Source organism: Streptomyces sp. BYX5S (assembly GCF_054724165.1).
In genome coordinates this window covers 4,444,910-4,469,606 of the sequence record NZ_CM138829.1, presented here as the reverse complement: position 1 = coordinate 4,469,606, position 24,697 = coordinate 4,444,910, and the positions used below count along the sequence as shown (strand labels likewise).

Sequence of the window (24,697 nt, the reverse complement as noted above, 5' to 3'; positions counted from 1 at the left end):
GGCCATGACCGCACACGATCTCCGCGACCGCTACGACACGGTCGTCGTCGGCGGCGGCCACAACGGCCTGGTGGCCGCCGCCTACCTCGCCCGCGCCGGACGGTCCGTCGCCGTCCTCGAACGGCTCGGCACCACCGGCGGCGCCGCCGTCTCCACCCGCCCGTTCCCCGGCGTCGACGCCCGGCTGTCCCGGTACTCGTACCTCGTCAGCCTGCTGCCGAAGAAGATCGTGGCCGATCTGGGGCTCGACTTCGCCGTACGCAAGCGCGACGTGTCCTCCTACACCCCGACCGTCCGCGACGGCCGGCCGGCCGGGCTGCTCGTCGGCGGCGGGGAGGCGCGCACCCGCGACGCGTTCCGCCGCCTCACGGGCGGCGAGCGGGAGTACGCGTCCTGGTCCCGCTTCTACGACACGACCCGCCGCGTCGCCGAACGCGTCTTCCCGACGCTCACCGAGCCGCTTCCGACACGCGAGGCGTTGCGGTCCCGCGTGGCCGACGAGGACGCCTGGCGGCTGCTGTTCGAGGACCCCATCGGCGTCGGCATCGAGCGGTACTTCACCGACGACCTGGTGCGCGGCGTCGTCCTCACGGACGCCCTGATCGGCACGTTCGCCGACGCCCACGACGCCTCCCTCGCCCAGAACCGCTGCTTCCTCTACCACGTGATCGGGGGCGGCACGGGTGACTGGGACGTCCCCGTCGGCGGCATGGGAGCCCTCACCGACGCGCTCGCCGCCGCGGCGCGCTCGGCCGGCGCCGACCTGGTCACCGGGCACGAGGTGACCCGTATCGCGTCGGACGGCGCGCACGCCGAGGTCACGTACCGGACCGCCGACACCGAGGGCACGGTCGCCGCGCGGCACGTCCTCGTCAACGCCTCGCCGCAGGAACTCGCCCGGCTGACCGGTGACGCCCCGCCGGCTCCCGCGGAGGGCGCCCAGCTCAAGGTCAACATGCTCCTGAAGCGGCTGCCGAGGCTGAAGGACACCGCCGTCGATCCCCGGGAGGCGTTCGCCGGGACGTTCCATGTGGCCGAAGGGTACGGCCAGTTGGCGGCCGCGTACGCCGAGGCGGCCTCCGGCGCCCTGCCGAGCGCGCCGCCCTCGGAGATCTACTGCCACTCGCTGACCGACCCCACGATCCTCGCCCCGGAGCTGGTCGAACGCGGCTATCAGACGCTCACGCTGTTCGGGCTGCACACGCCCGCGCGGCTCTTCGAGGAGGACAACGAGCGGGTGCGCGACGAACTGCTCGCGTCGACGCTCGCCCAGCTCGACGCGTGTCTCGACGAGCCGATCGAGGAGTGTCTCGCCCAGGACGCGGAGGGACGGCCGTGCATCGAGGCGAAGACACCGCTCGATCTGGAGCGGGAGCTGCGGTTGCCCGGCGGGAACATCTTCCACCGAGAGCTGTCGTTTCCGTACGGGGCCGAGGACGGCGGACGGTGGGGTGTGGAGACCGGGTACGCGAACGTGTGGGTGTGCGGGGCGGGGGCCGTGCGGGGCGGCGGGGTCAGCGGGGTTCCGGGGCACAACGCCGCGATGGCCGTGCTCGGCCGCTGACCGGCCGCGGGGCTCCGCCCCGGACCCCGCTCCTCAATCGCGGAAGGGGCTTGAATTGGGCCGGGCCCCGCTTCAGTCCCGTGACGCCGTCCAGCCCTTCGCCTCGATGCGGGACGAGTCCGCCGGGCGCGCATCGTCGAAGACCACCGTGGCGCCGTCGAGGACGCGGATGCCGTCGACGTAGGCGCCCCGGCCCACGTACAGCTGATCCGTCGCGTAGCGCCAGCGCAGGCGGAGCGGCGCGGAGGCGTAGGGGGCGAGGTCGGCGGTGAGGCGGTGCCAGGTGCGGTCGGCGTAGCCGTCGACCGCGCCGGAGGGGTGGGCGCCGGAGCGGTCCGTGGTGAACGGCAGCGGCTGCCACGCCGAGCCCCCGTCCGTGGACGCCTCCAGGAACAGGAAGTCGGAGTGCGGCTCGGTGTCCCACCACAGGTCGCAGGAGAGCCGCGCCCGAGGGGACGCCAGGCGCAGGTCCGGCAGGGTCAGCGTCGCCGACGTGGCGCTGGCCATGCCCGAGAACCAGGCGGTGCGCCCCGCCCGCGGCCGCACGGCGACCGCGCGCGCCATGTTGGTGCCCGCGGCGACCCGGGGAGCGGAACCGGATCGCCATGTGCGCACGGGGTGCACGGAGTTGCCGAGGACGATGAGGAAGGAGTCGGTCGTGGGGTCGAGGACGAGCGAGGTGCCGGTGAACCCGGTGTGGCCCGCCGAGCGCGGCGTCGCCATCGCGCCCATGTACCAGTGCTGGTAGAGCTCGAAGCCGAGACCGTGCTCGTCGCCGGGGAAGTCGGTGTTGAAGTTGGTGAACATCAGGTCCACCGACTTCCGCGACAGGATCCGGGCCTTGCCGTAGACGCCGCCGTTGAGGAGCGCCCGGCCGAGCACCGCCATGTCCCACGCGCAGGAGAACACGCCCGCGTGCCCCGCGACGCCCCCGAACGCGTACGCGTTCTCGTCGTGCACCTCGCCCCACACCAGACCCCGGTCGAGCCCCGACCACGGCGCGCGGGCGTCCTCGGTCGCCGCGACCTTCGGCTTCCAGGAGGCGGGCGGGTTGTAGCGGGTGCGGGTCATGCCGAGCGGCCGCGTGATCCGCTCGGCCAGCAGCACGTCCAGGGTCTTCCCGGTGAGCTTCTCGACGACCAGTTGCAGCGTGATCAGGTTGAGGTCCGAGTAGAGGTACGTGGTGCCCGCCGGATTGAGCAGCGCCTCCTTCCACAGCAGGGCGAGACGCGCGTCCTGTCCAGGCTCCTTGTAGAACGCGATGAAGGGCCGGAACCCGGAGGTGTGGGTGAGGAGTTGGCGGACCGTGACGTCCTGCTTGCCGCCGCCGGTGAACTCCGGCAGGTACGAGACGACCTTCGCCTCCAGCTCCAGCGTCCCGCGCTCGATCTCCTGGACGGCGAGGATCGATGTGAACAGCTTGGAGATCGAGGCCAGGTCGAAGACCGTGTCGTCGGCCATGTCGATCTGTTGCTCGGCCGGGAACTCGATGCCCGTGTCCGTCGTGTCGTCGTAGTGCGAGTACCGGACCGCCTTGCCGATCGGCTGGTGCAGCGCGACCGTGCCGCCGCGGCCCGCGAGCAGCACCGCGCCCGCGTACCAGGGGTGCTTGGGGCCGCCGGGGAAGGTGCCGAGGTACTTCTCCGCGTCGGCGACGAGCTGGCGCAGATGGCCCGCGAGCAGACCGGCGCGCTCGGGGGAGCCGCGCCGCAGGGTGGGGCGGGCCGGAGCGGCCGCCGCCGCGGGGCCCGCGGGGAAGGGGGCGAGGGCCAGGGCGCCGCCCAACGCGAGGCCCGCCGCGCCCACTTGGCGCCGGGTGGGGCCGGACACCGCCGCGCCCGCGTCCGGTCTGTCCGCTGCTTCGCGTGCTCCGCTCATGGACGAGGCCCTCCTGAAAAATTCTTTCGGGATCTACCGAGTCGGATGAAACTTCTCTGTCAGCGGTGCCTCGTGTCAACACCCGTGCGGCATGACCGCGCCGTGAAGAATCTGACGCTGCATCAGAAAACCCCTTCCGTCGTCCGGCGCGCTGCGGCATCCTGCGCGCATGCAGACGGAGCTGAGCAAGAAACTGGGGATCGAGCACGCCGTCTTCGGCTTCACGCCGTTCCCTGCGGTGGCCGCGGCCATCAGCAGGGCCGGAGGCTTCGGCGTGCTCGGCGCGGTCCGCTACACGGCACCCGACGAACTCAAACGCGACCTCGACTGGCTGCACGCGCACGCCGACGGCAGGCCCTACGGTCTCGACGTCGTAATGCCCGCCAAGAAGGTCGAAGGCGTCACCGAGGCCGACATCGAGGCGATGATCCCGGAGAGCCACCGGCAGTTCGTCCGGGACACCCTCGCCAAGTACGGCGTCCCGGAACTCGCCGAGGGTGAGGCGTCCGGCTGGCGCATCACCGGCTGGATGGAACAGGTCGCCCGCAGCCAGCTCGACGTCGCCTTCGACTACCCGATCAGACTGCTCGCCAACGCGCTCGGTTCGCCGCCCGCCGACGTCATCGCACGCGCCCACGAGCACGACGTCCTCGTCGCCGCGCTCGCGGGCAGCGCCCGGCACGCCCGCAAGCACGCCGACGCGGGCATCGACATCGTCGTCGCGCAGGGCTACGAGGCTGGCGGCCACACCGGCGAGATCGCCTCCATGGTGCTCACCCCGGAGGCCGTCGAGGCCGTCGACCCGCTGCCGGTCCTCGCCGCGGGCGGCATCGGCAGCGGCCAGCAGATCGCGGCCGCGCTCGCACTCGGCGCGCAGGGCGTGTGGCTGGGCTCGGTGTGGCTGACGACGACCGAGGCCGACATGCACTCGCCCGCGGTCACCCGCAAGCTGCTCGCGGCCGGCTCCGGCGACACGGTGCGCTCGCGCGCGCTGACCGGGAAGCCCGCGCGTCAGCTGCGTACCGAGTGGACCGACGCCTGGGACGACCCGGCGGGCCCCGGACCGCTGCCGATGCCGTTGCAGGGCCTCCTCGTCGCCGAGGCCGTGTCCCGGATCCAGAAGTACGAGGTGGAGCCGCTGCTCGGCACGCCCGTGGGACAGATCGTGGGGCGGATGAACGAGGAGCGCAGCGTCCAGGCGGTCTTCGACGACCTGACGCGCGGCTTCGAGAAGGCGATCGACCGCATCAACAAGATCGCAGGACGGTGAGTGACGACCATGAGCACACCCCCCAACGGTTTCTGGGCGCAGGCCGCCGCCGACCCCGACCGCACGGTCCTGACCGCCCCTGACGGCGAGCCGTGGACGGCTGGTCGCCTGCACGCAAGCGCCAACAGGATGGTCCACGGCCTGCGCGCCGCGGGTCTGGAGCGGGGCGACGCCTTCGCCGTCGTCCTCCCCAACGGCGTCGAGTTCTTCACCGCCTACCTCGCCGCCTCGCAGGCCGGCTTCTACCTCGTCCCGGTCAACCACCACCTCGTGGGCCCCGAGATCGCCTGGATCGTCTCCGACTCCGGCGCCAAGGTGCTGATCGCGCACGAGCGGTTCGCCGACGCGGCCCGCTCCGCCGCCGACGAGGCGGGCCTGCCCGACAGCCACCGGTACGCGGTCGGCGACGTCGCGAGCTTCCGCCCGTACGCCGAACTCCTCGACGGCCAGGACGAGTCAGCGCCCGCGGACCGCACCCTCGGCTGGGTCATGAACTACACGTCGGGCACCACGGGCCGCCCCCGCGGCATCCGCCGCCCGCTCCAGGGCAAACTCCCCGAAGAGGCCTACCTCGGCGGCTTCCTCGGCATCTTCGGCATCAAGCCGTTCGACGGCAACGTGGCCCTCGTGTGCTCACCGCTGTACCACACGGCGGTCCTTCAGTTCGCGGGCGCGGCCCTGAACATCGGGCACCCCGTCGTCCTGATGGACAAGTGGACACCCGAGGAGATGCTGCGCCTCATCGACACCCACCAGTGCACCCACACGCACATGGTGCCCACCCAGTTCCACCGCCTGCTCGCGCTCCCGCAGGAGGTCAAGGACCGCTACGACGTCACCTCAATGCGGCACGCGATCCACGGCGCCGCCCCCTGCCCCGACCATGTGAAACGCGGAATGATCGACTGGTGGGGGACCTGCGTCGAGGAGTACTACGCGGCGAGCGAGGGCGGCGGCGCGTTCGCCACCGCCGAGGACTGGCTGAAGAAGCCGGGCACGGTCGGCAAGGCCTGGCCCATCAGCGAGCTGGCGATCTACGACGACGACGGCAACCCGCTGCCCGCCGGCGAACTCGGCACCGTGTACATGAAGATGAAGACGGGCGGATTCTCGTACCACAAGGACGAGGGCAAGACGAAGAAGAACCGCATCGGGGACTTCTTCACCGTCGGCGACCTGGGCCTCCTCGACGAGGACGGCTATCTGTTCCTGCGCGACCGCAAGATCGACATGATCATCTCGGGCGGCGTCAACATCTACCCCGCCGAGATCGAGTCCGCGCTCCTCACCCACCCCGCCGTCGCCGACGCCGCCGCGTTCGGCATCCCGCACGACGACTGGGGCGAGGAGGTCAAGGCGGTCGTCGAGGTCGCGGAGGGCCGCGAGGCGGGCGACGCGCTCGCCGCCGAGATCCTCGCCCACTGCGAGACCCAACTCGCGGGCTACAAGCGGCCGAAGAGCGTCGACTTCATCGAGACGATGCCCCGCGACCCCAACGGCAAGCTCTACAAGCGGCGCCTTCGCGACCCGTACTGGGAGGGCCGGACCAGGGCGGTCTGAGGCCGGGCCGGGGCGCCCCGGGATCGGGACCGCCCCGGCCCGCGCGGGTCAGCTGCGCACCCGCACCACCTTCAGCGAGGGCGACGCGAGGATGTCGCTCTCGCAGAAGCGCTCCTTGACCCACTTCTTCTGCGAGTAGAGCCGGGTCTGGTCGCTGAAGTGCGCGGAATTCGGGTTCGAGGACTGGGAGTACGTCAGGAGGGTGTGCGCCACCGGGCAGCGCCCGCCGTCCCAGCCGACCGCCTGGATGTAGCTCGACCCGGTCGTGACGTCGGTGTAGCCGCCGCCCGCCGCGTTCCACACCGGCTCCACCTTGTTCCACACGCCGAGCGACTCCGTGCCGCCGTGCACCGGGATGCGCTCGCCGCCGCGCGTCACGAACTGGTGGTCGCCGAGCTTCGCGTCCAACGGGATGTTCGCGGCGCGCAGTTCGGCCACCGTGTCGGCGAGCGCCGTCGCGAAGCCGGGCGCCTGCGTGTTCAGCGTGTTCGGCGTGCGCACCGGGTCGGCCGCCGAGAACGGCACCTTCCACAGCTGCGCCACGGGCACGGCCGCCGTCAGCTTCCGCCAGAACCGGTCGAAGAGCAGGGCGCCCCGGCTGTCGGTGTCCATGGTGCGGTCCCACGCGCCGATCACGCCGCAGGCCTTCGACACGTCAACGGCCCGGCCGTCGCTGCCCGTTGCGGTACCGCCCGGCAGCGCGGCGCACGCCTTCGCGGTGTCCGCCGCCGTCAGGTCACCGGCCGGCGCGCGGTTCGCGAACTGCTGCTTCTGAAGGTCCGCGACCGTCAGACGGCCCTTGTCCGCCATCGCGGCGACGTCCTCGAGTGCGCCGCGCGTACGCATCGAACGCTGCGTGCCGATGGTCCCGAAGACCCGCTCGTAGCCGGTGAGCGGCCGGTCCGCGTTGGCGAGCCAGGCGCTGTCGTTGGAGTTCTCCGCGTACGGCGCGTCCTTGAGCACCGGCATCCGCGACGGCCCGAAGATGCCCGCCTGCACGGCGTCCTTGTCCCTGCCGAGCGCGCAGTCACCCCGCGCACCGTCGAGGACCGCCACGCCCGACGACGGGTACGTCACCTTGCCGAGCGGCGTCGAGCAGCGCGCCGCGAGGTCGTCGGTGATGCGGGGCAGCACCTGCGACTGCGTGAACAGCGAGTGACCCCGCGAGTCCGCGGCGATCGTGTTCACCCACGGCAGGCCCTGCGTGCGGCGCAGCGCCGCGAGGACGCCGTCCGTCGACCGCGCCTTGCTGAAGCCCAGTGCCGTGTCGGCGGCGCGCAGGTTGACCGCGTTCGGGTCGCCGAGGGCGTACGCCGTGGTGGCGGTCCAGGGCAGGGGCAGCTGCGCCCCGAGGTTCGTCACGACCGGGCCGTAGCGGGTCCACCACTGGCTGCGGGTGACGTCGGGGCCGCCCTTGACGGGAACGGTCACGGACCGCTCGGTCATCCTCTCCTTCTTCCCGTCGACGAGGTACGTCGTCGGGTCGGAGGGGTCGAGGGTCAGCTGGTGCAGATTGAGCGTGACACCCGTCGCGACCGTGTGGCTCCACGCGATGTGCGCGTTGTGGCCGATGGAGATGCCGGTGGTGCCGAGCAACGAGCCTCCCATGACGTTCAGTTCACCGGGGATCGTCTGCTGCGACTGCCAGAACCGGCGGCCTCCCTGCCACGGATAGTGCGGATTGCCGAGCAGCAGCCCTCGCTTGTTCGCCGTCACCGCGCCGCTGAACGCCACCGCGTTCGACCCCATGTCGGAGGAGTCCTGGGCGAACAACTCGCGTGCGGCGTCGGCCGTGTCAGCCTTGTCGGGCTGCTTCTGCGCCGTTCCCGGGGCGGGCGGCTGCGCGGCCGCGATGCCCTCGATGCCGCGTCCCTGCCCGCCGAGCACCGCGAGCGCGAACCCGCGCGTCGCCACGTCCAGCTCCGTCACGGGCCTCACCCAGTCGGCGCCCTTGCACGCCGGGTCGGTGATCCGGTTCTGCTTCAGCCACGCGTTGTACCCGGCGGCCCAGCCGCGCATCGCGTCCTTCGACGCCCGGCTCGGACCCGCGGGCGCGGCGACGGTGAGCAGCTTCTCCACGGTGCGCGCCTCGCGGACACCCCGGAAGTACTGGTCGCTCGACAGGTTCTTGGTGGCCGACGACAACGAGCCGTCCGGCGCCGCGTCGGGACCGAAGAACCGCGACCGGTCCCCGCGCAGGGTCACGAACCCGTCGGCGAGCGCGCACACCTGATCGGCGGCCTGCGCCCACCCCGTGCCGAAGCCGAGGTTCGTGTAGTCCTTGGCGACGATGTGCGGGATCCCGTACTCGGTGTACCGAATGGTGGCGGACAGCCCGCCGCCGCGCGGATGCTCCCCGCGCTCGGCCGCGGCGGACGACACCGAGGCCGTCCCGGTGAGCGCGGTCAACAGGGCGACCCCGAGGGCCGCGAGGCGTCTGTGTCCCGGACGTGTGCGCATCGTGCTCCCAACTGCGGTGCGGGCAGAGTCGGTTGAGCGGGAAGAGGCGCCGTTGAGCGTATCAACAGCAGTGGGGCGAGGCAGGCGCTGTCCCGCGCCCCGCCTCCGGCGCGGAGCACGGCACACCACGGAACACCCCGCACCACCACCTTGACCCCGCGCCCGCCACCGCACAGGATCACGCCATGACGAGGTCACCGGCCGCCCATGCCGCCAGCAGCACCGTCGACGGAGTCCTGCGCCGCAGCGCCCGCCGCACCCCGGCACGCGTCGCCCTGCGGTACGGGGCGCGCTCGTGGACGTACGAGGAACTCGACGACGCCGTGTCCCGCGCGGCCGGGGTGCTGCGCGCCGAAGGGCTCGCGGCCGGTGACCGCGTAGGGGCCTACGGGCACAACTCGGACGCGTATCTGATCGGGTTCCTCGCCTGCGCCCGCGCGGGCCTCGTGCACGTCCCCGTCAACCAGAACCTCACCGGGGACGACCTCGCGTACATCGTGCGGCAGTCCGGCGCCGCCCTCGTTCTCGCCGACCCGGACCTCGCGGACCGGCTCCCGGGCGACGTGCGCGTCATGGCGCTGCGCGACGCCGACGACTCGCTGCTCGCGCGGCTCCCGGCCGGTGCGCCCCACGACGGGGAGGTGCCGGGCGCCGACGACCTCGCGCAGCTGCTCTACACCTCCGGAACCACGGCGCTGCCCAAAGGCGCCCGGATGACGCACCGCGCGCTCGTCCACGAGTACGTGAGCGCCATCCACGCGCTCGACCTCAAGGAGACGGACCGCCCGGTGCACGCGCTGCCGCTGTACCACTCGGCGCAGATGCACGTCTTCCTGCTGCCGTACCTGGCGGTGGGCGCCACGAACACGATCCTCGACGCGCCGGCCGCCGACCCGGTGTTCGACCTGGTGGAGGCGGGGGAGGCCGACAGCCTGTTCGCTCCGCCCACGGTGTGGATCGGGCTCTCCCAGCACCCCGCCTTCGCCGCCCGCGACCTGAGCGGACTGCGCAAGGCGTACTACGGCGCGTCGATCATGCCGGTCCCGGTCCTCCAACGGTTGCGCGACCGGCTGCCCGGTCTCGCCTTCTACAACTGCTTCGGACAGAGCGAGATCGGACCGCTCGCCACCGTCCTCGGCCCCGACGAGCACGAGGGGCGGATGGACTCGTGCGGGCGGCCCGTGCTGTTCGTCGAGGCGAAGATCGTCGACGACGAGGGCAAGGACGTGCCCGACGGCACGCCCGGCGAGGTCGTCTACCGCTCGCCGCAGCTCTGCGACGGCTACTGGGACAAGCCGGAGGAGACCGCACAGGCCTTCCGCGACGGCTGGTTCCGCTCCGGCGACCTCGCGGTGCGGGACGCCGAGGGCTACTTCACGGTCGTCGACCGGGTGAAGGACGTCATCAACTCCGGTGGCGTGCTCGTCGCCTCGCGCCAGGTGGAGGACGCCCTCTACACCCACCCGGCCGTCGCCGAGACGGCCGTGGTCGGGCTGCCCGACGAGCGGTGGATCGAGGCGGTCACGGCGTTCGTGGTGCGGGGCGCGGACACCAGCGCCACCGAGGACGAACTCCTCGCCCACGCACGCGAGAAGCTCGCCCACTTCAAGGCGCCGAAGCGCATCGTGTTCGTGGACGAGCTCCCGCGCAACGCCTCCGGCAAGATCCTCAAACGGGAGCTGCGCGACCGCTTCGCCTGATCCCCTCCCGCGCGAGCGGGGATCAGGCGGTGACGATGTCCTTGCGTAAGGGACCCAGCGCTCCGGCGATCGTGCCGATCGTCTCCTCGTCGACCCCGGCGTCGGAGAGTGCGGCCCCGAGGTGCTCGACGACCCGGTCGAAGGCGTCGTCCGTGACGCCCAGATGGGCATGGGCCTGGGCCAGGGCGCGGCCCGTGTACGGCTCGGCGGAGCCCAACGCCTGTCCGATGAAGAGGCGCTGATGGTCCTTCAGGCCCTCGATGCCGATGTCCGTGAAGTAGTGCGACAGCCGGGGGTCGGCGAGGACCTTGTCGTAGAACAGGTCCACGACCACTCTGACCGCCTTGGCGCCGCCGATCTGCTCGAAAAGGCTCGAACCGCCTTCGTTCATGGGCGAGTTGGATGAAGGTTCAGTCATGTTGCTGAGCGTAAGTGGCCGTGGCCACCGGGTCACCGGATACGTACGAACATCCGTGTGAACCTTCATACGGCGTGTGGTGTAGGCCGGATCAACGCTTCCGCTCGTCCACGATCCGCTTGATCTTGCCCACCGACCGCTCCAGCGATTCCGGTTCGACGATCTCGACGGCCACCGAGACCCCCACGCCGTCCTTCATCCCGGCCGCGATCGCCCGCGCCGCCGCGTCCCGCTCCCGCGGCGTCGCGTCCGGCCGGGCCTCGGCCCGCACGGTGAGCGCGTCCATCCGGCCCTCGCGGGTGAGGCGAAGCTGGAAGTGCGGGGCGACGCCCGGCGTGCGCAGCACGATCTCCTCCACTTGCGTGGGGAACAGGTTCACGCCCCGCAGGATCACCATGTCGTCGCTGCGCCCGGTGATCTTCTCCATGCGCCGGAAGGCGGGCCGCGCCGTCCCCGGCAGCAGCCGCGTCAGGTCCCGCGTGCGGTAGCGGACGATCGGCAGCGCCTGCTTCGTCAGCGACGTGAACACCAGCTCGCCGTGCTCGCCCTCCGGCAGCACCTCGCCCGTGACCGGGTCGACGACCTCCGGGTAGAAGTGGTCCTCCCAGATGTGCAGCCCGTCCTTGGTCTCCACGCACTCCTGGGCCACGCCCGGCCCCATCACCTCGGACAGGCCGTAGATGTCGACCGCGTCGATCCCGGCCCGCTCCTCGATCTCGCGCCGCATCTCCTCGGTCCACGGCTCCGCGCCGAAGATGCCGACCTTCAGGGAGGTGGCGCGCGAATCGACACCCTGCCGCTCGAACTCGTCGAGCAGGGTCAGCATGTACGAGGGCGTCACCATGATGATCTCGGGTTCGAGGTCCACGATCAGCCGGACCTGCCGCGACGTCATGCCGCCGGACGCCGGAATGACCGTGCAGCCGAGCCGCTCCGCCCCGTAGTGCGCGCCGAGCCCGCCGGTGAACAGGCCGTACCCGTACGCCACATGGACCTTGTGCCCCGGCCGTCCGCCCGCCGCGCGGATCGCCCGCGCCACCATGTCCGACCACATCGACAGATCGGCCTCGGTGTACCCGACGACGGTGGGTGTGCCCGTCGTCCCGCTCGACGCGTGCAGCCGGCGCACCTCGGACTGCTCCACGGCGAACATCCCGAAGGGGTAGGTGTCCCGCAGGTCCGCCTTGGTCGTGAACGGGAAGCGCGCCAGGTCCGCCAGGCTCCCGCAGTCCTCGGGCCGGACGCCCGCCTTGTCGAACGCCTCGCGGTAGAACGGCACCCGCTCGTAGACCCGGTGGAGCGTCCGGCGCAGCCGATCCCGTTGCAGCGCGCGCAGCTCCTTTGCGCCCAGCCGCTCGCCCTCGTCCCGCCAGTCCGTCGCCATCGACGCCATCGCACGCACTCCCGACCGATCATTCGGTTGCCCTGCTGGTGATCAGTAATTCAAGGAGGGCCCGCACTCGTCAAGACGTACGACGCGACGGCCCGGCGTCAGCGGACCACAGGGGGTGCCCAGACGTACGGCGTGGTGGTGCCGAGCGCCGTGAACCCCAGCCGTTCCAGGATCGGCCGGCTGTACGGCGAGGCGTCCGTCTGTACGTACGGGAAGCCGCGCTCTGCGGCGATGCGGACGCGGAAGGCGACGAGTGAGCGGTAGATGCCCCGGCCCCGCCACTCGGGCACCGTGCCGCCGCCCCACAGGCTCGCGAACGCCGTCCCCGGATGCAGCTCCATCCGGGCCGCGCTCACCGGTTCGTCGCCGTGCAGCGCCACGACGGCGGGCACGGTGGCCGGGTCCTGGGCCAGCTGGGCGCGCACCTGGTGGCCGATGACCGAGCGGCCGCCGTCGAAGGCCCGCTCGTGCACCCGCTCGACCAGCTCCACATGCGCCTCGTCGGTGACGGGCAGCAGCCGGACGCCCTCCGGGGGCGCTGCGTCGACGGGCAGCGCGGCGGTCTCCGCGACGAGCAGGGTCTCCGGCTCCTCCGCCTCGAACCCGGCCGCCTTCAGCCGGTCGGGCAGGTCGGCGGGCCGGTCGTGCCCGTACGTCTTCCACTCGAAGGCCCGGCCCAGCCCGCCGAAGAACCGCACCTGCCCGGCGATCGCCGCGTCGGCCGTCCCCTCGTCGAGGTCCGACCACAGCACCCCGTTCCAGCCCTCCGCCGGTCCGATGTGCCGCAGGACGGCGCCGTCCCGCTCCACCCGCGCCCCGGGCTCGTCGGGGCCGGCCTCGCGCCGCATCTGCCGGTCGAACAGGTCTCGTACCGCCGTGATGTCCATCCGGGCACTTCAGCAGCGCGGCGGTCCCCGGGCAACCGAAATTCCGGCGACGCGCCGGAACTCCCTTGCTAGGGTGCGCCGATGACAACGATCAAGAAGGTCCAGATCACCTTCGACTGCGCGGAGCCCGTGCGGGTCGCGCGCTTCTGGTGCGAGGTGCTCGGCTACGTCATGCCGCCCGGGGCCGACGAGGACGAGTCCTGGTCCGCCGCCGCCGACCCCAAGGGCGAGGGGCCCCGCCTGTACTTCCAGCGCGTCCCCGAGGGGAAGGTCGCCAAAAACCGGGTGCACGTCGACGTGCGGGCCGGGATCGGGCTCGTCGGCGACGAGCGGCTCGCGGTGCTCGAAGCCGAGGCCGCGCGCCTGGTCGCCCTCGGCGCGACCCACGACAAGACGCTGTACGCCGACGAGGAGAACGAGTCGTGCATCAACATGCGCGACGTCGAGGGCAACGAGTTCTGCCTCGACTGAGCAGGCCGGGGAAGGTGGCTCAGCCCTTCCCCGCCGCGGCCACCTGTCGCGCCCACCGGTAGTCCGCCTTGCCGCTGGGCGAGCGCTGGATCCGGTCGGTCACCACCAGCTGCCGGGGGATCTTGTACCCGGCGAGGTGGGTACGGCAGTGGGACTGCACGGCAGCCAGGTCCAGTTCGGGCGCGCCCTCGGCGAGTTGCACGACCGCCGCCACGTGGTTGCCCCACTTCTCGTCGGGCACCCCGGCCACCAGCGCGTCGTAGATGCCCGGGTGCGACTTGAGGGCCTGCTCGACCTCCTCCGGGTACACCTTCTCGCCACCCGTGTTGATGCACTGCGAGCCGCGCCCCAGGACGGTGACGATGCCGTCGGCGTCGACCGTCGCCATGTCACCGAGCAGCACCCACCGCTCGTCGCCCTTCCGGAAGAAGGTCTCGGCCGTCTTCCGCGCGTCGTTGTAGTAGCCGAGCGGGACGTGCCCGCGCTGCGCGATCCGCCCGATCTCGCCGACCTCCACAGGCTCGAACGTCGCCGGATCCACCACCTGCGTACGGGAGTTGACCTGGATGTGGAAGCCGGAGCCCGCCCCGGAGTCGGCGGTCGCGGTGCCGTTGAAGCCGGACTCGGACGAGCCGAAGTTGTTGAGCAGCATGGTGTTCGGCACCAGCTCCTGGAACTGCGCGCGCACCGTGTCCGACATGATCGCGCCGGACGACGAGACGCTGAACAGCGACGAGCAGTCCGTGCCCTTCAACGGTCCCTTGAGTGCGTCGATGAGCGGGCGCAGCATGGCGTCACCCACCAGGGAGACGCTGGTCACCTGCTCCTTCTCGATGGTGCGCAGCACCTCCTCCGGCGCGAACTTGCGGTGGATGACGACGCGTTGGCCGAAGTTGAAGCCGATGAACGCCGTCAGTGTCGATGTGCCGTGCATCAGCGGGGGAGTGGGGAAGAACGTGATGCCGTCGCCGCCCGCGGCCACCCGCTCGGCGAGCTCCTCGGGCCGTGACACCGGCTCGCCGGTCGGCGCGCCGCCGCCGAGACCCGCGAAGAACAGGTCCTCCTGACGCCACATCACGCCCTTGGGCATGCCCGTCGTGCCACCGGTGTAGATGATGAACTGGTCGTCCGCGGACCGCTGCGCGAACCCGCGCTCCGGCGAGGACTGCGCGGTCGCCTCCTCGAAGTCCACCGCCTTCAGCGGCGGCGCGTCCGCCTCCGGGGTGCCCACTCGCACCAGGTGCCGCAGCTTCTCCACGCGCGGCAGCGCCGCCGTCACGCGTGGCGTGAACTCCGCGTCGAAGGCCAGCGCCACGAGGTCGGCGTCCTGGTAGAGGTAGGTCAACTCCTCCTCGACGTAACGGTAGTTGACGTTCACGGGGACGACGCGGGCCTTCAGGCAGCCGAGCGCCGTCTGGAGGTACTCGATGCCGTTGTAGAGGTGCAGCCCCAGGTGTTCGCCGGGGCGTATCCCCGCGTCGATCAGATGGTGTGCGACGCGGTTCGCCGCCGCGTCGAGCTCCGCGTACGTGAGCCGGCGCTCCGCGCCCGTACCCGGGTGGTCCACGTAGACGAGCGCCTCGCGGTCCGGGACCACGTCGACGACCGACTCGAACAGGTCGGCAAGGTTGTACTCCACCGCGCTCCTCCTGATCCAGGGTGTTCCGGGCCGGATGTCTCCCGCGTGTCTCGTGGCGTCATCAGAACAGAACGGGGAGTAAGGGGGAAGGGTCCTCGCACAACAAAACTGACTGAGTGTCAGAAAACTCTTGAACTGGCACGTGCCCTCCTGCAACCTGTTCCAGGTCCGAGGCCCCGGCTGACTGGAGGACCCGTCATGGGTGGCACCGAACATCTCGACGTGCGCCGTGAGGGCGCCACGCTCGTACTGACGCTCAACCGGCCCGAGGCCAAGAACGCGCTGTCCCTGCCGATGCTCGTCGGCCTCCACGACGGATGGCTGGAGGCCGACGCGGACGACTCGATCCGTTCCGTCGTGCTCACCGGGGCCGGTGGGGTGTTCTGTGCCGGGATGGACCTCAAGGCCCTCGCGGGCAAGGGCATGGAGGGCGAGCAGTACCGGGACCGGCTCAAGGCCGACCCCGACCTGCACTGGAAGGCGATGCTGCGCCACCACCGCCCGCGCAAGCCCGTCATCGCCGCCGTCGAGGGGCACTGCGTCGCGGGCGGCACCGAGATCCTCCAGGGCACGGACATCCGGGTGGCGGGGGAGTCGGCGACGTTCGGGCTCTTCGAGGTCAAGCGCGGACTGTTCCCCATCGGCGGCTCGACCGTCCGGCTGCCGCGCCAGGTGGCGCGCACCCATGCTCTGGAGATGCTGCTGACCGGACGCCCCTACCCGGCGCCGGAGGCGGCCGCGATCGGGCTCGTCGGACGGGTCGTGCCCGACGGCGCCGCGCTCGACACGGCGCTGGAGATCGCCGAACAGATCAACGCCTGCGGCCCGCTGGCCGTCGAGGCGGTCAAGGCCTCCGTCTACGAGACCGCCGAGATGACCGAAACCGACGGTCTCGCCTCGGAGTTGAAGCGCGGCTGGCCCATCTTCGACACCGCCGACGCGAAGGAAGGCGCCCGCGCGTTCGCCGAGAAGCGGCCCCCGGAGTTCCGTCGCGCGTGAGCGACCGCACGCCCAGTCCGTCCGACCGCACACCCTGGAGGCCTCATGACATCCACCGCCCAACCGGAGGTACTGCGCGCGCCGTTGGTCGTGGAGTTCCCCTTCACCCGCTCCCTCGGCCCCGTTCAGTCCGCCTTCCTCAGCGGCCTGCGCGACCGCGTCGTCCTCGGGGTGCGGACCGGCGACGGCCGGGTCATGGTCCCGCCCGTCGAGTACGACCCCGTGACCGCCGAGGAGATCCGCGACCTCGTCGAGGTCTCGGCCACCGGAACCGTCACCACCTGGGCCTGGAACCCCGAGCCCCGGCGCGGCCAGCCCCTCGACACCCCGTTCGCCTGGGTCCTCGTCCGGCTGGACGGCGCCGACACCGCCCTCCTGCACGCCCTCGATACGACAGGTCCCGACGCCGTGCACACCGGACAGCGCGTCCGGATCCGCTGGGCCGCGGAACGCGAGGGGGCCATCACGGACATCGCGTGCTTCGAACCGGACGAGGCGGGTGAGGCCGGCGCTCAAGTGCGCCCGCACAACGGAGAGTTCGAGAATCCCGTGACCGGCATCGTCGCCGAGGCCCGCCTCGACTACACCTACAGCCCCGGCGGCGCCCAGACCCGCTACATCAACGCCCTCGCCGAGCGCCGCACCGTCGGCGAACGCTGCCCCTCCTGCCGCAAGGTCTACATCCCGCCCCGCGGCGCCTGCCCCACCTGCGGCGTCGCCACCACGGACCAGGTCGAGGTCGGACCCGCCGGCACCGTCACCACGTACTGCATCGTCAACATCAAGGCGAAGAACCTCGACATCGAAGTCCCGTACGTCTACGCCCACATCGCCCTCGACGGCGCCGACCTCGCCCTGCACGGCCGCATCGCCGGCATCCCGTACGACCAGGTGCGCATGGGGCTGCGCGTCGAACCCGTGTGGACCGAAGGCGGGCGCTACCCGGACCACTACCGGCCCACCGGTGAACCCGACGCCGATTACGAGACGTACAAGGAGCTGATCTGATGCGGCCGCCGATCCGGGACATCGCCGTCGTCGCCTTCGGGCAGACCGACCACACGCGTACCTCCGACGAACAGTCGGAGGTCGAGATGCTGATGCCCGTCCTGCACCAGGTCCTCGCCAGCACCGGCCTGAAGACCAGCGACATCGGGTTCACCTGCTCGGGATCGAGCGACTACCTCGCGGGACGCGCCTTCTCCTTCACCATGGCGCTCGACGGCGTCGGCGCCTGGCCGCCGATCTCCGAGTCGCACGTCGAGATGGACGGCGCGTGGGCGCTGTACGAGGCGTGGACGAAGCTGCTGACCGGCGAGGCCGACACCGCGCTCGTCTACTCCTACGGCAAGTCCTCACCCGGCTCCGTGCGCGACGTGCTGACCCGCCAGCTCGACCCGTACTACGTCGCCCCGCTGTGGCCCGACTCCGTCGCCCTCGCCGCCCTCCAGGCACAGGCGCTCATCGACGCGGGGCACACCGACGAACCCGCGCTCGCCGGGGTCGCCGCCCGCAGCCGCGCGTCCGCCACGGGCAATCCGCACGCCCAGCTGCGCGGCAGCGTCCCGCACGGCGATTACGTCGTAAATCCGCTGCGCGCCGGCGACTGCCCGCCCATCGGCGACGGCGTCGCCGCCGTGATCCTCGCCGCGGGCGACCGCGCGCGGGACCTGTGCGAGCGGCCCGCGTGGATCCGCGGCATCGACCACCGCATCGAGGCGCACAGCCTCGGCGTGCGCGACCTCACCGACTCGCCCTCCGCCCGGCTCGCCGCCCGGAACGCCGGAGCCTTCGAACGGCCCGTGGACACCGCCGAGTTGCACGCCCCGTTCACCTCGCAGGAGATCGTCCTGCGCCGCGCCCTGGAACTCGGCGACGAGGTCGACGTCAACCCGTCCGGTGGCGCGCTCGCCGCGAACCCGGTGATGGCCGCAGGGCTCATCCGTATCGGCGAGGCCGCCGCCCGCATCCACGCGGGACAGTCCCGGCGCGCCCTCGCCCACGCCACCTCCGGGCCCTGCCTCCAGCAGAACCTGGTCGCCGTACTCGAAGGGGAGGACCAGCGATGAGCAACGCCTCAGCCAAGGAGCCGGTGGCGGTCGTCGGCATCGGCCAGACCAAGCACGTCGCCGCCCGCCGCGACGTGTCGATCGCGGGCCTCGTCCGTGAAGCCGCCCAACAGGCCCTTCAAGATGCCGAGTTGACCTGGGCCGACATCGACGCCGTCGTCATCGGCAAGGCGCCCGACTTCTTCGAGGGCGTCATGATGCCGGAGCTCTACCTCGCCGACGCGCTCGGCGCGGTCGGCAAGCCGATGCTGCGCGTGCACACCGCGGGCTCGGTGGGCGGCTCGACGGCGCTCGTTGCCGCCAACCTCGTCGCGGCCCGCGTCCACGGCACCGTCCTCACTCTCGCCTTCGAAAAACAGTCCGAGTCGAACGCCATGTGGGGCCTGTCCCTGCCCATCCCCTTCCAGCAGCCGCTGCTCGCCGGGGCCGGCGGCTTCTTCGCCCCGCACGTGCGCGCCTACATGCGCCGCACCGGCGCCCCCGAAGCCGTCGGCTCCCTCGTCGCCTACAAGGACCGCCGCAACGCGCTCAAGAACCCGTACGCGCACCTCCACGAGCACGACATCACCCTGGAGAAGGTCCAGGCCTCGCCCATGCTCTGGGACCCCATCCGCTACTCCGAGACCTGCCCCTCCTCCGACGGCGCCTGCGCGATGATCCTCACCGACCGGGCGGGCGCGGAGCGCTCGCCGAAGCCGGCGGCCTGGATGCACGGCGGGGCCATGCGCAGCGAGCCGACCCTGTTCGCGGGCAAGGACTTCGTGTCCCCGCAGGCCGGCAAGGACTGCGCCGCCGACGTCTACCGCCAGGCCGGGATCGCCGACCCGCGCCGCGAGATCGACGCCGTCGAGATGTACGTGCCGTTCTCCTGGTACGAGCCGATGTGGCTGGAGAACCTCGGGTTCGCCGACGAGGGCGAGGGCTGGAAACTCACCGAATCGGGCGTCACGGAACTCGACGGGGACCTCCCCGTCAACATGTCGGGTGGCGTCCTGTCCACCAATCCCATCGGCGCCTCCGGCATGATCCGCTTCGCGGAGGCCGCCCTCCAGGTGCGGGGCCAGGCCGGAGAACACCAGGTGGACGGCGCGCGCAAGGTCCTCGGGCACGCCTACGGAGGCGGCTCGCAGTTCTTCGCCATGTGGCTCGTCGGCAGCGAGCCGCCCACGCGGTGACCTTCGTCCCCGTCGCGGCCTGTGCGCGGCACGGGCCGATCGCTAGGCTGGCGCACGGACGACGAACCGGGAGGAGCACGGACGTGGCCGAGAGCACCATCGACCAGCACCCGCTCATGGGGTGGGAGAAGCCGGACCTGGACCTCAGCAAGGCCGACTGGCGGTCCAGCAGCAGGGGCCTGGGCGACGTCCAGATCGCCTTCGTCGAGGGCTTCATCGCGATGCGCAACGGCGGAAGCCCCCAGAGCCCCTCCCTGATCTTCACTCCGGCCGAGTGGGGCGCGTTCGTGAGCGGGGCGCGCGAGGGCGAGTTCGACCTGACGTAGCGCCCCGCCGGACCACCGCCCGACATCCGACACGGGACCAACGGCCCTGTCCTGTGGCCTCCGCTTTTGCGAGCCTGGTCACAGGAACAGCCGCTCAATGAAGGCGCGGCGACGCGCCCAGTGTCGGAGGCGAACAGATCATGTCCAGCCCGCACCACCTGCCCGTCCTCGCCGCGGTCGACGGATCCGACGACAGCCTCCGCGCCCTGGAATGGGCGCTCGCCGAGGCGACCCGGCGCGGCGCCGAGCTGCGCGTCGTGCACGTGCGGCAGTACGCCCCGTACGTGCGGGCCGAGATCCTCGCGGCGGGCCTGGTGGAGGAGCCCGAGAACGACACCGTCCTCGCCCAGCTGCGCAAGGACCTGGAGGGGCGCGACGGGCTGCCGCCACTGGAGTTCATCAGCCGCACCGGCCTGCCGGCCGTGGTCCTGCCCGAGATGACGGGCGACGCGCAGCTCCTCGTGCTCGGCTCCCGCGGCCGCGGCGGCTTCGCCAGCCTGCTGCTCGGCTCGAACGGTGTGGCGGCCGCGCGCGACGCGGTCTGCCCGGTCGTCGTGGTGCCGAGGCCGGACCGCGAGGTGGACGGCGACGTGCCCGTGCCCGAGGGGCCGCGCGTCGTGGTCGGCCTCCAGCCGGAGGACCCGGACCGGGCCACGCTCGACTTCGCCTTCGCGCACGCGGAGCGCACGGGAGCCCGGGTGCACGTCGTCGCCGCGTACCCGTGGCCGGTCCTGGCCTGGACGGCGTACGGGGACTTCACGCCGACGGCCGTCGACCAGGAGGCGGCCGAGCACGACACGCTTCGAGTGGCCGATGAGACTCTCGCCGGACTCCGCGAGTCTCACCCTAAAGTCGAGGTTGAGGTTTCGGTGCTGCCGGGCGACGCCGCGGGCCACCTCGTCCAGCGTTCGCGCGAGGCCGACCTGGTCGTCGTCGGCCGCCACCGCCGCCGCTTCACCCGCCCCGCACCGATGCTCGGCTCGGTGACCCACGCGGTCCTGCTGCACGCCGCGAGCCCCGTCGCCGTGGTGCCGCCGGGGACCGACTGAGGCGGCGCCCGGCTCAGCGCAGCACGACGCACCCGCGCCCGGTCAGCTCGTCGAGCAGGCCGGGCGCGAGGCGCACGTCGTTCCAGCGCAGGTCGAGCTTCTCCAGGCCGGGCAGCTCCGCGACCCACCCCGGCACCTCCCGCAGCCGATTGCTCCGCAGGTCGATCCGGCGCAGCCGGGGCAGCCCGCGCAACGCCCCGGGCAGCGTCTCGAACCCGTTGTCCCGCAGCTCCACCTCCCGCAGCTCCGACAGCTCCCGCACGGATCCGGGCAGCGCGGTCAGCCGATTGCCCCGCAACCACAGCTCCCGCAGCGCCGACAGCCCGCCGATGCTCTCCGGCAGCGCTTCGAGCCGGTTGCGCTGGGCCCGCAGCTCCACCAGACCGGCCATCGAGCCGAGAGTGGAGTGCAGCGCCGCCAGCCGGTTCTCGCCCACGTTCAGATACGCGAGCCGCCCGAGGCGGCCGAGCGACTCCGGCAGCTCGGTGAGCCGGTTGTCGTGCAGATACAGGAAACGGGTCAGGCCGGCGAGGTCACCGAGCTCCCAGGGAACAGTGGTGAGCCGGTTGTGGCCGAGGTCGAGCGTGTGCAGACGGGACAGCGTGCCGATGTGCGCCGGGACGTGCGTGAGCCGGTTGTCGGGAAGCAGCAGCACCTCGAGGCCGGGGTGGCCCCAGACGTCCTCCGGTACGACGTCCAGACCGTCCCGCCAGTAGTTGAGCACCGTCCCTGTCACGGGCCCGTACCCTATCCGCCCGCCCCGGCACCGGAATTCGTACCGAGAACTCCGCATCACGCTCCGGCCGGGGCGCCCCGGCGTACGCTGAGGTCCCTGGAACCGCGGTGCACGACCGCGCCGTGGGTGGGGGTGTGCCATGGTGCGGAGCGAGGGCCGGGGCCGGCGGACGCTGTTCGAGCGCGACAGTGAACTCGCAGCCGTGGACGCGGTGTTGAACGAGCTGGCCGGGCTGCCGCAGAGCGGTGCGGAGCCCCCGGACCGGCCGCACGGCGCGCTGCTCGCCGTCGCCGCCCCCGCCGGACTCGGCAAGACCACCCTCCTCGCCGAAGTACGCCGCAGGGCCGCCGCCAAGGGCTGCACCGTCCTGTACGCACGCGGCGGCGACCAGGAGCAGGGCGTCGCCTTCCACGTCGCCCGCCAGCTCCTCCAGCCCCGCCTCGCGGGCGCCTCCGCCGCCGAGCTCCACGCCTCCCTGGGCAGTTGGTACGCCATCGTCGGTCCCGCCCTCGGCCTGTGCGCCCCCACCGAAGGCGCGCCGCCCGACCCGCAGGGCCTGCGCGACGGCCTCGACTGGGTCCTCACCCACCTCGCCGTGCAACAGGCCCCCATGGTGGTCGTCCTCGACGACGCGCACTGGGCCGACCCCGAATCCCTCGGCTGGCTCGCCGCGTTCGCCCCGCGCGCCGAGGAACTGCCCCTCCTGCTCGTCGTCGCCTACCGCCCCGAGGAACTCCCCGACCACGCCGAGGCGCTGCGCGGACTCCCCGGCCGCTCGGGCCGCCGCGCCCTCGGACTCGAACCGCTCAGCGCCCCCGCCATCGCCGGACTCGTCCGCGAATCCCTCGGCGGCCACGCCGACGACGCGTTCTGCCGCGAGTGCTGGGCCGTCACCGCCGGCAACCCCTTCGAAGCCGTCGAACTCACCGCGAAGGTCCGCGACCGCGGCCTGCACCCCACCGAGAACGGCGCCCACCTCCTGCGCGACCTCGCCGCGACCGCCAAGGGCAGCGGCCTCGTCGCCCGCATCGAACGGCTCGGCGCCGCCACCGTCCGCTTCGCCTGGGCCTGCGCCGTCCTCGGCACCGAGATCGCCCCCGAACTCGCTGCCAACGTCGCCGGGCTCGGCCCCGAGGACGCCGCCGACGCCGTCGACCGACTGCGCATGGCCCGCGTCCTCAAGGGCGTGGACCCGCTCGAATTCGTCCACCCGCTCATCGCCACCGCCGTCTACCGCGCCATCCCCGGCGCCGTCCGCGTCGGCCTGCACGGACAGGCCGCCTGGACCGTCCTCGACGCGGGCCTCGGCCCGTGCGCCGCCGCCCGGCACCTCCTGGAGACCCACCCCGAGGGCGACCCGTGGGTCGTACGGCAACTGCGCGCCGCCGCCGCCGAGACCGTCCGCGCCGGAGCCCCCGACGCCGCCCGCCGCTACCTCGCCCGCGCCCTGCGCGAACCCCCGGCCTTCGACGACCGGGCCGCCGTCCTCTACGAACTCGGCAGCGCCTCACTGCTCACCGAACCCGCCACCACCGTCAACCACCTGCGCGCCGCCCTCGAAGAGCCCATCCAGGACCCCGCCCTGCGGCACGGCATCGTCTACCGCCTCTCCCAAGTCCTCGCCCACAGCGACCGCCTCGCCGAGGCCTCCGAACTCCTCGCCCGCGAGATCCGCGTCACCGACGACCCCCGCGTCCGCCTGCGCATGCAGGCCGAACAGTTCATGTGGGACGCCTTCCGCGCCGACGAACCCGACTCCCCGGCCCGCTCCCGCCGCCTCGCCAGACTCGCCGACCGGCTCACCGGCCGCGACCTCACCGAGCGCTACCTCATCGGCCTGCGCACCTGGGACGCCACCCTGCGCGGCGAACCCGCCGACGACGTGATCCGGCACGCCGAACGCGCCCTCGCAGGCGGCCTGCGCTGGGCCGCCGACGAGGACCGCGGCTTCGAGGTCCCCGTCCTCGTCGCCATGGCCTTCCTCTACGCCGACCGGCCGGGCCGCACCGAGGAACTCTTCGTCGAGGGCATCGCCGACTTCGAGCACGCGGGCTGGCGCGGCGGCCACCTCTCCTTCGCGTACACCCTCCTCGGCTACGTCCGCTACCGGCGCGGCCGGCTCGCCGAGGCCGAGGACTTCGTCCGCGCGGGCCTGCGCCTCGCCGAGCGCGTCGGCCCCGGCACGCCCGCCCACTGGTACGCCGTCGGCAGCCTCGTCGAGGTGCTGCTCGCGCGCGGCCGGGTCGCCGAGGCCAAGGAGATCGCCGACGCGCACTCCTTCGGACAGCCGTTCCCCGCCGCTGTCGTCTTCCCCGACGCGCAGACCGTGTACGGCGAACTCCTCCTCGCGCTCGGCCGCACCGAGGAGGCCGCCGAGGAACTGGCCGCCGCCGGCCGCCGCCTCGACCCGCGCGGCATGCGCAACCCCGCCTGGTGCCCCTGGCAGCTGCACCTCGCCCGCGCCGAGGCCCCCGACGCCCCGGAGCGGGCGCGGGCCCTCGCCGAGGAGGCCGTCGAGCGGGCCCGGCACTTCGGGGCGCCGTCCGCCGTGGGCCAGGCGCTGCGCACCGCGGCCGAGGTCGCCCCCGGTACCGAGCGCGCCAAGCTCCTGGAGGAGTCCGTCGCCCACCTCGAACGGTCACCCGCGGGCTACGAGCTGGCCTGCTCGCTCGTCGCCCTCGGCGCGGAGCTGCGCCGAAAGGGGCGCGCCAGGGAGGCCGCCGAGCACCTCTACCGGGGGCTCGACGCGGCGGTCGGCTGCGGGGCGGACGGGCTGGTGCAGCACGCCCGCGAGGAGCTGGCCGCCGCGGGACTGCGACCGCGCCCCCTGCACGGCCCGGTCACGGACACGCTCACCGCGCGTGAGCGGGCGGCGGCGGAGTCCGCGGTACGGGGCCTGTGCGCCGCGGAGACCGCCCGTGAGCTGCACCTGGACGAGCCGACGACGATCCGGCTGCTCTCCTCGGCGTACCGGAAACTGGGCACGGACGCGAAGGGCCTCGCGGCGGCACTGGGCGAGTAGACCCGGCCGGCGGCACCGGGGTGGCGTGGGGGCCGACCGCGGCGATCGAGCAAAACCCCGGCGCGGGTCGACGCCCTCAGC

The 24,697-nt window shown here is 72.4% G+C and carries 19 protein-coding genes; 12 read left to right on the top strand and 7 right to left on the bottom strand.

The genetic code is table 11. The annotated features are described in order from the left end of the window. The first annotated feature begins 4 nt into the window (after positions 1-4). Positions 5-1,564 carry a phytoene desaturase family protein gene (locus ACYBSK_RS20385; protein WP_460242764.1) on the top strand — a complete coding sequence of 520 codons (1,560 nt, stop codon included), beginning with the start codon at positions 5-7 and terminating at the stop codon, positions 1,562-1,564. 72 nt (positions 1,565-1,636) lie between these two features. On the opposite strand, the gene ACYBSK_RS20380 is transcribed toward ACYBSK_RS20385, so the two are convergent. Continuing rightward, on the bottom strand, positions 1,637-3,442 hold the full coding sequence (locus tag ACYBSK_RS20380; RefSeq protein WP_460242763.1) for a serine hydrolase domain-containing protein: 1,806 nt from the start codon (positions 3,440-3,442) through the stop codon (positions 1,637-1,639). 169 nt (positions 3,443-3,611) lie between these two features. On the opposite strand from ACYBSK_RS20380, the gene ACYBSK_RS20375 reads away from it, so the two are divergent. Next, complete coding sequence (locus ACYBSK_RS20375; protein WP_457478603.1) at positions 3,612-4,712, top strand: NAD(P)H-dependent flavin oxidoreductase; 1,101 nt, start codon at positions 3,612-3,614, stop codon at positions 4,710-4,712. A 9-nt stretch (positions 4,713-4,721) separates the two neighbouring features. Beyond that, the gene (locus ACYBSK_RS20370) at positions 4,722-6,272 is read left to right on the top strand and encodes an acyl-CoA synthetase (protein ID WP_460242762.1); all 1,551 of its coding nucleotides are present in this window, start codon (positions 4,722-4,724) and stop codon (positions 6,270-6,272) included. A 48-nt stretch (positions 6,273-6,320) separates the two neighbouring features. On the opposite strand, the gene ACYBSK_RS20365 is transcribed toward ACYBSK_RS20370, so the two are convergent. Next, a complete protein-coding gene (locus tag ACYBSK_RS20365; protein WP_460242761.1) occupies positions 6,321-8,732 on the bottom strand; it encodes a penicillin acylase family protein in 2,412 nt (803 codons plus the stop codon). Positions 8,733-8,917: 185 nt separating this feature from the next. On the opposite strand from ACYBSK_RS20365, the gene ACYBSK_RS20360 reads away from it, so the two are divergent. After that, complete coding sequence (locus tag ACYBSK_RS20360; RefSeq protein WP_460242760.1) at positions 8,918-10,432, top strand: acyl-CoA synthetase; 1,515 nt, start codon at positions 8,918-8,920, stop codon at positions 10,430-10,432. Positions 10,433-10,454: 22 nt separating this feature from the next. Here the strand turns inward: ACYBSK_RS20360 and ACYBSK_RS20355 are convergent, their stop codons facing one another. The 3 genes from ACYBSK_RS20355 to ACYBSK_RS20345 form a co-directional block, all read right to left on the bottom strand. After that, positions 10,455-10,850, bottom strand: coding sequence for a group I truncated hemoglobin (locus tag ACYBSK_RS20355; RefSeq protein ID WP_460242759.1), 396 nt, complete (start codon positions 10,848-10,850; stop codon positions 10,455-10,457). Between the two features lie 91 nt (positions 10,851-10,941). Further along, the gene (paaK, locus tag ACYBSK_RS20350) at positions 10,942-12,243 is read right to left on the bottom strand and encodes a phenylacetate--CoA ligase PaaK (RefSeq protein ID WP_460242758.1); all 1,302 of its coding nucleotides are present in this window, start codon (positions 12,241-12,243) and stop codon (positions 10,942-10,944) included. Between the two features lie 98 nt (positions 12,244-12,341). Further along, a complete protein-coding gene (locus ACYBSK_RS20345; RefSeq protein WP_460242757.1) occupies positions 12,342-13,130 on the bottom strand; it encodes a GNAT family N-acetyltransferase in 789 nt (262 codons plus the stop codon). A gap of 81 nt (positions 13,131-13,211) precedes the next feature. Between ACYBSK_RS20345 and ACYBSK_RS20340 the strand changes: the two genes are divergently transcribed. After that, positions 13,212-13,601: a VOC family protein gene (locus ACYBSK_RS20340; protein WP_460242756.1), complete on the top strand. Its 390-nt coding sequence runs from the start codon at positions 13,212-13,214 to the stop codon at positions 13,599-13,601. Positions 13,602-13,620: 19 nt separating this feature from the next. On the opposite strand, the gene ACYBSK_RS20335 is transcribed toward ACYBSK_RS20340, so the two are convergent. Next, positions 13,621-15,240: an acyl-CoA synthetase gene (locus ACYBSK_RS20335; RefSeq protein ID WP_460242755.1), complete on the bottom strand. Its 1,620-nt coding sequence runs from the start codon at positions 15,238-15,240 to the stop codon at positions 13,621-13,623. A 198-nt stretch (positions 15,241-15,438) separates the two neighbouring features. On the opposite strand from ACYBSK_RS20335, the gene ACYBSK_RS20330 reads away from it, so the two are divergent. The 6 genes from ACYBSK_RS20330 (at position 15,439) to ACYBSK_RS20305 (ending at position 20,858) form a co-directional block, all read left to right on the top strand. Beyond that, positions 15,439-16,239 carry a crotonase/enoyl-CoA hydratase family protein gene (locus ACYBSK_RS20330; protein WP_460242754.1) on the top strand — a complete coding sequence of 267 codons (801 nt, stop codon included), beginning with the start codon at positions 15,439-15,441 and terminating at the stop codon, positions 16,237-16,239. A 45-nt stretch (positions 16,240-16,284) separates the two neighbouring features. After that, complete coding sequence (locus tag ACYBSK_RS20325; RefSeq protein ID WP_460242753.1) at positions 16,285-17,247, top strand: Zn-ribbon domain-containing OB-fold protein; 963 nt, start codon at positions 16,285-16,287, stop codon at positions 17,245-17,247. After that, on the top strand, positions 17,247-18,308 hold the full coding sequence (locus tag ACYBSK_RS20320) for a thiolase domain-containing protein (RefSeq protein WP_460242752.1): 1,062 nt from the start codon (positions 17,247-17,249) through the stop codon (positions 18,306-18,308). Before ACYBSK_RS20325 ends, ACYBSK_RS20320 begins: the two co-directional genes overlap by 1 nt. After that, positions 18,305-19,483: a thiolase domain-containing protein gene (locus ACYBSK_RS20315; protein WP_460242751.1), complete on the top strand. Its 1,179-nt coding sequence runs from the start codon at positions 18,305-18,307 to the stop codon at positions 19,481-19,483. Before ACYBSK_RS20320 ends, ACYBSK_RS20315 begins: the two co-directional genes overlap by 4 nt. 83 nt (positions 19,484-19,566) lie before the next feature. Next, positions 19,567-19,809, top strand: a complete 243-nt coding sequence (locus tag ACYBSK_RS20310; RefSeq protein WP_457478590.1) for a DUF397 domain-containing protein — start codon at positions 19,567-19,569, stop codon at positions 19,807-19,809. Between the two features lie 140 nt (positions 19,810-19,949). Further along, positions 19,950-20,858 (top strand): universal stress protein, encoded by a 909-nt coding sequence (locus ACYBSK_RS20305; protein ID WP_457478589.1) that lies wholly within the window; start codon positions 19,950-19,952, stop codon positions 20,856-20,858. Between the two features lie 13 nt (positions 20,859-20,871). On the opposite strand, the gene ACYBSK_RS20300 is transcribed toward ACYBSK_RS20305, so the two are convergent. After that, positions 20,872-21,594 (bottom strand): leucine-rich repeat domain-containing protein, encoded by a 723-nt coding sequence (locus ACYBSK_RS20300; RefSeq protein WP_460242750.1) that lies wholly within the window; start codon positions 21,592-21,594, stop codon positions 20,872-20,874. Between the two features lie 139 nt (positions 21,595-21,733). Between ACYBSK_RS20300 and ACYBSK_RS20295 the strand changes: the two genes are divergently transcribed. Next, the gene (locus ACYBSK_RS20295) at positions 21,734-24,616 is read left to right on the top strand and encodes an ATP-binding protein (protein WP_460242749.1); all 2,883 of its coding nucleotides are present in this window, start codon (positions 21,734-21,736) and stop codon (positions 24,614-24,616) included. The last annotated feature ends 81 nt before the right edge of the window (positions 24,617-24,697 follow it).